This window comes from Mycobacterium sp. TH-M116, from assembly GCF_057473685.1.
This window is the reverse complement of record NZ_JBYCLC010000110.1, coordinates 1-8042: the sequence shown is the minus strand read 5'-3', so window position 1 is coordinate 8042 and position 8042 is coordinate 1. Positions and strand designations below refer to the sequence as shown.

Genomic DNA, 8042 nt, shown 5'->3' with positions numbered 1-8042 from the left:
GGGATGATGACCGACGGGATGATGACCGACGGGATGATGACCGACGGCCGGCAGGTGGGCGGAAGCCGCAGCTTCCTGCCCGCCGTGGAGGGCATGCGCGCCTGCGCGGCCATCGGTGTGGTCGTCACCCACGTCGCTTTCCAGACCGGTCACTCCAGCGGCGCCGCCGGCCGGCTGCTCAGCCGCTTCGACCTGGCCGTCGCCGTCTTCTTCGCGCTGTCGGGATTCCTGCTGTGGCGCGGCCATGTCGCAGCGGCGCGTCAGGGGGGCCCGCCTGATCTGAGGCCCCCCCGCACCGCGCACTACCTGCGGTCGCGGTTCATCCGCATCATGCCGGCCTACGTGGTGGCGGTCGTGGTGATCCTGACGCTGCTGCCCGACGCCGACCACGCCAGCCCGACGGTATGGCTGGCCAACCTGACCCTCACCCAGATCTATGTGCCGCTCACCCTGACCGGCGGGCTGACCCAGATGTGGAGCCTGTCGGTCGAGGTCGGCTTCTATCTCGCCTTGCCGGTGCTGGCGCTGCTGGCCCGCCGTCTCCCGCTGCGGGGCCGGGTGCCCGCGATCGCGGCGCTGGCGGCCCTCAGCTGGGCATGGGGCTGGACCCCGGTGGTGGCCGGGCACACCGATTCCGGCGCCAACCCGCTGAACTGGCCGCCGGCGTTCTTCTCCTGGTTCGCCGCGGGGATGCTGCTGGCCGAGTGGGCGTACAGCGAGGTCGGGTGGCCGCACCGGTTGGCCCGCCGCCGGGTGCCGATGGCGGTTTTCGCGGTGCTGGCCTACCTGGTCGCGGCGTCGCCGCTGGCCGGCCCGGAGGGTCTGGTCCCCGGTACCCCGGCGCAGTTCGCGGTGAAGACCGCGATGGGTTCGCTGGTGGCGTTCGCACTGGTGGCGCCGTTGGTGCTGGACTGCCCGGACACGCCGCACCGACTGCTGGGCAGCATTGGCATGGTCACGCTGGGGCGCTGGTCCTACGGGCTGTTCGTCTGGCATCTGGCCGCGCTGGCCATGGTGTTCCCGGTGATCGGGACGTTTCCGTTCACCGGCCGGATGCCGGCGGTGCTGGTCCTGACGCTGGTGTTCGGCTTCGCTATCGCCGCCGTCAGTTACGGCCTTGTCGAGTCGCCCTGTCGGGAATGGTTGCGGCGGTGGGAGCGGCGCGCCAAGCCGACCGGACCGGAGGCGGTTATCGATGCCGAGGCGGATGCGATCGCGCCATGATCTCGGCGCGCACCGCCGAGCGCCGTGCTTTGCCGGCGTCGTCGCGTAAGGGGGTGCCGACGAACTCGACGAATTCGGGGGAGGGCGGCAGCTTGTAAGGCGCAAGGTGCTCACGCAGGAACTCCAGCACGCCCGTCTGGTCCAACCCGGCGCCGTCGGACGTGTGCACCAAGGCGTAGGGCACCTGGCCGAGGTCTTCGTGAGGAACACCGACGACCAGGCACGACAACACGTCCCGGTGTGCAGACAGGGCATTCTCGATCTCGGCGGGGTAGACGTTGCGCCCACCCACGGTGAACATGTCGACCCGGCGGTCGGACAGGTAGAGGAACCCCTCGGCGTCGAAATAACCGAGGTCGCCCAGCGAATCCCATCCGTCACGGCTCTTGGCCGTCGCGCCCACATAGCGATACGTCGGTGGGCTGCCCGGCGTGGGCCGCATGTAGATCTCGCCGACCACGCCCGGCGGGCACGGATTGCCGTTGTCGTCGAGGACCTTCATCTCCCCGGCGACCACCACGCCGACCGAGCCGCGATGCGTCAGCCACTGATCGCCGGAGATGAAGGTCAGCGCCTGAAATTCGGTGCCGCCGTAAAGCTCCCACACCTTGTCCGGTCCGAGCAGGTCGATCCAGGCCTGCTTGACAGCCGGTGGGCAGGGCGCGCCCAGATGCCAGAACCGCCGGATCGAGGACAGATCGTAGGCCCCCGGGTCGGCTTCCTGATCGGCTTGGTAGACCGGCAACACCCGCTGCATGATCGTCGGCACCGTCGTCAGGAACGTGACCCGGTGCTCGGTGATCAGCCGCAGGAACTGCTGCGGGTCGAACCGGCTCATCACCACCAGGTGGTGGCGCATCAGCAACGCGATCGTCGCGGTGGTGAACCCGGTGTTGTGGCTCATCGGCACCGACATCAAGGTGGTGTCACCCTCCTGCGCGCCGAGCGGGTAGCCGATGGCGGCCGGGATCCGGCTGTCCCCGCCGGACTCGATCAGCTTGGGCCGACCGGTGCTGCCACCCGACCCCATGGCTTTCCACACCGGCGAGACCGCTTCCGGTAACGCGGCGTCGGGCAATGAAGGGTCGGGCACGAAACCGGCTGGAACACTGGGTATTCCGGGAAAATCGCGGCCCACCAGCAGGGCAGGAGGTCGCAGGTCCAACAACCCCTGCAGCTCGGCGACCGGCAGCCGCGCAGACAACGGCTGGGGCACCGCGCCCAGCTTCCAGCACGCCACCGCGGCCTGGATCCACTCGATGGAGTTGGGCAGCAGCATGGTCACGTAGTCGCCCACGCCCACGCCGCGCCGCGCGTAGGCGCGGGCCAGTCGGTTCGTGGAACGGTCGAGCTCGGCGCGGGTCAGCGTCACCCCGTCGCAGGTGACCGCGGGTTCGTCGGGTGCGAGGCGGGCCAGCGCCGTGATCTGGGTGCCGATCGGGGGAACGGGGTCCGTCACGCCCGGCTCACCCGGAGCCATTTAGTAGGCACCCTGCCGCTCGAAGACGCGGCGCGGATTGTCAACCAGCATCGTGTGCAGCTGCTCGTCGGTGACGCCGCGCTGCTTGAGCGCGGGGATGACGTCATTGTGGATGTGCAGGTAGTGCCAGTTCGGCATGACCTGCGGCACCAGCTCTTCGGGCAGCGCGTCGAAGTAGCAGCTGGCATCGTGGGAGAGCACCATCTTGTCGGCGTGCCCGCGCTCGCACATCTGCGCGACGATGTTCACTCGCTCCTCGAACGGGGAGATGACATCGATGCCGAACCGGTCCATCCCCAGATAGGAACCACCGGCGATGAGCTCTTCGAGATAGCCGATGTCGGTGCTGTCGCCGGAGTGCCCGATGACCACCCGGCTCAGGTCGACGCCCTCCTCCTCGAAGATCTTTTGCTGCTCGAGCCCGCGCCGCAGCCCGGCGTGGGTGTGCGTGGAGATCGGCACCCCGGTGCGCTTGTGCGCCTGGGCGACGGCCCGCAACACCCGCTCGACGCCGGGGGTGACGCCGGGTGCGTCGGTCGCGCATTTGAGGATCCCCGCCTTGATGCCGGTGTCGGCGATGCCCTGCTCGATGTCGCGGACGAACATGTCGGTCATGGTTTCCGGACCTCCCAGCTCGGCGCCCGGGCCGAGGTAGTGAAAGTAGAACGGCACGTCGTTGTAGGTGTAAAGCCCGGTGGCCACAACGATGTTCAGCTCGGTGGCCGCCGCCACCCGCGCGATGCGCGGAATGTAGCGGCCCAGCCCGATCACCGTCAGGTCGACGATGGTGTCCACGCCGCGGGACTTCAGTTCGTTCAGCCGGGTGATGGCGTCGGCGACGCGCTGTTCCTCGTCGCCCCAGGCCTCGGGATAGTTCTGCGCGATTTCGGTGGTCATGATGAACACGTGTTCATGCATGAGCGTGACGCCGAGCTCGGCGGTATCGATGGGTCCGCGGGCGGTATTGAGTTCTGACACGCGATTGATGCTAGGTCGACGGGCCTCTGACCAACAGGGCCCCCGCGAGGCCGTTTTGGCAGTACGGTCACGTCATGTTGCTCAACCCCAGTCACCTCAAGCGCACCTACCCGGACCACCGCTCGGCGGAGATCATGGCCGCCACGGTGGATTTCTTCGAGTCGCGGGGCAAGGCCCGGTTGAAGTCCGATGACCACGACCGGGTGTGGTACTCGGACTTCCTGAACCACATCGGCCGCGAGCGCATCTTCGCGTCGCTGCTGACACCGAGCGCCTACGGCTCGGATGACTGCCGGTGGGACACCTACCGCATCAGCGAGTTCGCCGAGATCGTCGGCTTCTACGGGCTGAGCTACTGGTACCCGTTCCAAGTCACCGCGCTCGGGTTGGGCCCGATCTGGATGAGCGACAACTCCGACGCCAAACGCAAGGCAGCCGCCCAACTCGAGGCCGGCGAGGTGTTCGCCTTCGGGCTCTCGGAGCAGACCCACGGCGCCGACGTCTACCAAACCGACATGCTGCTGAAACCCTCGAAAGAAGGCTGGGTCGCCAATGGGGAGAAGTACTACATCGGCAACGCCAACGTGGCCCGGATGGTGTCGACCTTCGGCAAGATCGCCGGTGTTCCGGGAAAGGACGACGAATACGTCTTCTTCGCGGCCGACTCCCGCCACGACCGCTACGAGCTGATCAAGAACGTCGTCAACTCGCAGAACTACGTCGCCAACTACGCGCTGCGCGACTACCCGGTCACCGAAGCCGAGATACTGCACCGCGGGCCCGACGCCTTCCACGCCGCCCTCAACACCGTCAACGTCTGCAAGTACAACCTGGGCTGGGGAGCCGTGGGCATGTGCACCCACGCCATGTACGAGGCGGTCACCCACGCGTCCAACCGCGTCCTGTATGGAACCGTCGTCGCCGATTTCAGCCACGTGCGCCGGCTGCTGACCGACGCCTACGTGCGGCTGGCCGCGATGAAGCTGGTGACCACTCGCGCCGGCGACTACATGCGCAGCGCCTCGGCGACCGACCGCCGCTACCTGCTCTACAGCCCGCTCACCAAGGCCAAGGTGACCAGCGAGGGTGAGCGGGTCATCACCGCGCTGTGGGACGTGATCGCGGCCAAGGGCGTGGAGAAGGACACTTTCTTCGAAGCCGTGACCCGCGAGATCGGCCTGCTGCCCAGACTGGAGGGCACGGTCCACATCAACATCGGTCTGCTCGGCAAGTTCATGCCGAATTTCCTGTTCGCCCCGGACGCGGCCCTGCCGCTGCTCGGCCGGCGTGACGACGCCGCCGACGACACCTTCCTGTTCGCCCAGGGACCGACCGGCGGCCTGGGCAAGGTGCGCTTCCATGACTGGCGCTCGACGTTCACGGCCTTCGCCCACCTGCCCAACGTCGCACTGCTGAGCCAACAGATCGACGTGCTCGCCGAGATGCTGGCCAGTGCCACCCCCGACGCGGCCCAGCAGCGCGACATCGACTTCGCGTTCGCCGTCGGCCAGCTTTTCGCCACGGTGCCCTACGCGCAGCTGGTCCTCGAGGAGGCCGGGTTGTCCGGCCCGGGAGCAGGTGTCGACCCGGCTCTGATCGACGAGATCTTCGGCGTGCTGGTCAGGGACTTCAACGGCTACGCGGTCGAACTGAGCGACAAGCCGGCCACGACGGACGAACAGGCGCGGTTCGCGATGCGCATGATCCGGCGCCCGGCGCACGACCCCGCGCGCTACCACCAGGTCTGGAAGGAACACGTCCAGCCGCTCAGCGGCGCCTACCGGATGCGGCCCTGAGCTGAGCCGTAGTACGCTACGTCGCGTTATTTCGTTTGGCTCTCTAAGCGACGCCCATAATCCGTTGATGCGCCCAGGTTTCCGGCAACTCAGACGCCCGAACCGAATTCGAGGAGATGATCGTGCGGTACGGCCTCAACCCAGGTGTTGTCGTCGGTGCCGCCTGCGTGACTGCTGCGCTGGTTGCCGTCACCCCGACAACGCAGAGCCGCGTCGCGGCCTGGGAAGTCTCCGGCGTCGAACTGGCCGCATCCGTTGCTCCGGGCGTGCTCGCCGATCCCGTCGACCTGCTCAGCGGCGCGGCCCTGAACCCCGCCGCCTCGGATTCCTCCGCGACGTGGGATTCCTCGCCGACGTGGGCCCAGGTTTTTCAGACGGCTTCGGCCAACCTGGCCGGCCTCGAGGCTTTGGCCGCTCGGGAGCCGTCGTTGTTCGGCGAGATTTACGACAACCAGGTCGCCTACGCCCAGACCATCGCCGACGCCGAGGGCTCCTCCGCGACGCTGTTCGCCGACGGCGTGCAGGGGTTGCCGACAGTCATGAACAACGCCTCGGCGCAATTCGCGCAGGGCGATGTGATGCAGGCTTTCGCGACCGTGTGGAACTACGCAAGCACCGATCTCTATCTCGATCCGATCGAGACGCTGGTCAAGGGTGTGGCACCGGTGATGACCTCTTTCGGGAACAATGTCGACAGTCTGCTGTCCGCACTTCCCATGGCACTGAGCGACTACATTCTGGTGAGCCCGCTGTACGCGCTGGGTAGCGGCGTGGCGGCGCTCGCCGAGGTGGTCCAGGAGATCACGCAGGCGCAGGACGCCGGGGACCAAACCCTGGCGTTGACCGACCTGTCCAATGCCCCCGCGGCGATCGTCGACGGCTTCCTCAACGGCTACAACGGTCCCGATTCCGACCTCTTCCACGGCACCCCGTACGGACTGCTCACCTATGCGGGTGGCCCCAACGGCCCCGACGGGACTTTCCAGCTTCTGCTGGACGCCGAGGGCGACCTGGCCGAGGAGATCAAGCCGTTCACTGCGCCGGCCAGCGCAGCGGTGTCCCCGCTCGAATTCTCGGTGAGCTCAGCGCAGACCTCAGCGCAGCTGGCCGGCGCGCTGGATGGTTTCGACACCGCCGCGCTCCTTGACGCCGGCCACCTTTCGGCGGATGTCGGCGGTATCTTCGGCCAGCTGGCGGCCGACTTGGGCGCGATCGCGTTCGGTTTGATTCCCTGAGCCGATACGGTGGGCGGCGTAACCGTAGCCGGACCGTGGCCTCCTGCCGTTGCGGCGGCGCTCAGCTGGGCGTGATCGCCGCCGCGAGATCCGCCGATGCGCCCTGCAGGCCGGGAATGAGACCGCCGAACTGCGTGCCCCCGAGCGTGACGGTTTGGGTGACCGCGGGCCCGACCACTGGTTTGGCCACCGCGGTCGCCACCGCCGGCTGCAGCGGCGTGAGAATCCCGGCGACCGGGATGGAAGCCGTCAACGACTGGGTGGTGGCGCCCGGGATCGTCAGCAGCGACGGCGGCAGATCCAGTGTGATCGTCGCCTGGCCGTTGAGGAAGCCGTTGGCGATGACGGCCGGGGCGTCGCCCAGCGCACCGAGCGCGCCCGCGACGTTCCCGGTCTGCACCGCGGTGAGGAACGTCGTACCGCTCAGTGCGGCGGCCTGCCCGGTGACGATCGGCACGCCGAGTGTGTCGAGGGCCAGGGTCAGCGGCAGTCCGGTGGTGAACGACGGGTTCGTCAGCGAGATCACCGCGTTGATGGAGGTGTCGGTGACCGTCGTGAGGCCGTTGGTCAGGTTCTGCGCGATCTCGCCGGGAATGGACACGATGGGCAGCAGATCCCCCAGCGCGCCGTCGATCGTGACGGTCGGCGCGTTGTGGAAGTCGAAGCCGGTGAACACCAAGTCCAGGTAGCCCTTGCCCAGGGCCTGCACCGCACCGCCGACGTTTCCCGCCGCGAGAGCCTGAAACGCCGTCAGGTAGGCCGAGGGCAAAGCCACCACGCCGGCTCCGAAGTCCTGGACTGCGCCGGTCACCGAGGTGCCGACCGTAATGGCGTAGGCCGCCTGGTTGGCGACGAACTGGCGCAGGAGCGGCGCCGGGTCGGCGGACTAGGTGTGGTAGATCCCCTGCAGGTTGGCTGACGTGTCGGCCCACAGTTGCGCATAGGCGTTGGAGGTCGGCGTCTGCACCCGCGCGGCCGCTAGCAGGCCTGCGCCGGCGGTATCGGCATCGAGGTACGCGGCCGCACCACTGTTGAGCAACCGGACGAACTCGGCATGCAATGCCCCCGCTGCGGCGGTGAGAGCGTGAAATTCCCGACCGTAGGCATCGAACAATTGCGCGATTGCCACCGACACCTCGTCGACGGCAGCCGGGGCCAGCCCGGTCGTGGGCACGGCCGCCGCCGCGCCGGCTTCGTCCAGCGCCGCGTGAATCCCGGCCAGATCGCCGGCCGCCGCGGTGACCATCTCGGGCATGGTGCTGACGAATGCCATGTGGTTGTCCCGTGGCGTGACGCAGCGGGACGTGTCCCTTCGACGGCGTCCAGGGG

The 8042-nt window shown here is 68.0% G+C and carries 7 protein-coding genes; 3 read left to right on the top strand and 4 right to left on the bottom strand.

What is annotated here, in order from left to right:
- Nucleotides 1-3: 3 nt before the first annotated feature.
- Nucleotides 4-1224, top strand: coding sequence for an acyltransferase family protein (locus tag AC2VOK_RS05295; protein WP_428899546.1), 1221 nt, complete (start codon nucleotides 4-6; stop codon nucleotides 1222-1224).
- On the opposite strand, the gene AC2VOK_RS05290 is transcribed toward AC2VOK_RS05295, so the two are convergent.
- Both AC2VOK_RS05290 and AC2VOK_RS05285 read right to left on the bottom strand, forming a co-directional pair.
- A complete protein-coding gene (locus tag AC2VOK_RS05290) occupies nucleotides 1190-2683 on the bottom strand; it encodes an AMP-binding protein (protein WP_428899545.1) in 1494 nt (497 codons plus the stop codon). The two genes, AC2VOK_RS05295 and AC2VOK_RS05290, sit on opposite strands and share 35 nt — an antisense overlap.
- Nucleotides 2684-2704: 21 nt before the next feature.
- Nucleotides 2705-3682: a phosphotriesterase family protein gene (locus tag AC2VOK_RS05285; protein ID WP_428899544.1), complete on the bottom strand. Its 978-nt coding sequence runs from the start codon at nucleotides 3680-3682 to the stop codon at nucleotides 2705-2707.
- A 74-nt stretch (nucleotides 3683-3756) separates the two neighbouring features.
- Here AC2VOK_RS05285 and AC2VOK_RS05280 point away from each other — a divergent pair, with 74 nt between their 5' ends.
- Together AC2VOK_RS05280 and AC2VOK_RS05275 are read left to right on the top strand one after the other, a co-directional pair.
- Nucleotides 3757-5478 (top strand): acyl-CoA dehydrogenase family protein, encoded by a 1722-nt coding sequence (locus AC2VOK_RS05280; RefSeq protein WP_428899543.1) that lies wholly within the window; start codon nucleotides 3757-3759, stop codon nucleotides 5476-5478.
- A gap of 122 nt (nucleotides 5479-5600) precedes the next feature.
- Complete coding sequence (locus tag AC2VOK_RS05275) at nucleotides 5601-6713, top strand: hypothetical protein (RefSeq protein ID WP_428899542.1); 1113 nt, start codon at nucleotides 5601-5603, stop codon at nucleotides 6711-6713.
- Nucleotides 6714-6774: 61 nt separating this feature from the next.
- Here the strand turns inward: AC2VOK_RS05275 and AC2VOK_RS05270 are convergent, their stop codons facing one another.
- Nucleotides 6775-7524 carry a hypothetical protein gene (locus AC2VOK_RS05270; protein ID WP_428899541.1) on the bottom strand — a complete coding sequence of 250 codons (750 nt, stop codon included), beginning with the start codon at nucleotides 7522-7524 and terminating at the stop codon, nucleotides 6775-6777.
- A gap of 75 nt (nucleotides 7525-7599) precedes the next feature.
- Nucleotides 7600-7986, bottom strand: a complete 387-nt coding sequence (locus AC2VOK_RS05265; protein ID WP_428899540.1) for a PE family protein — start codon at nucleotides 7984-7986, stop codon at nucleotides 7600-7602.
- Nucleotides 7987-8042 lie beyond the last annotated feature (56 nt).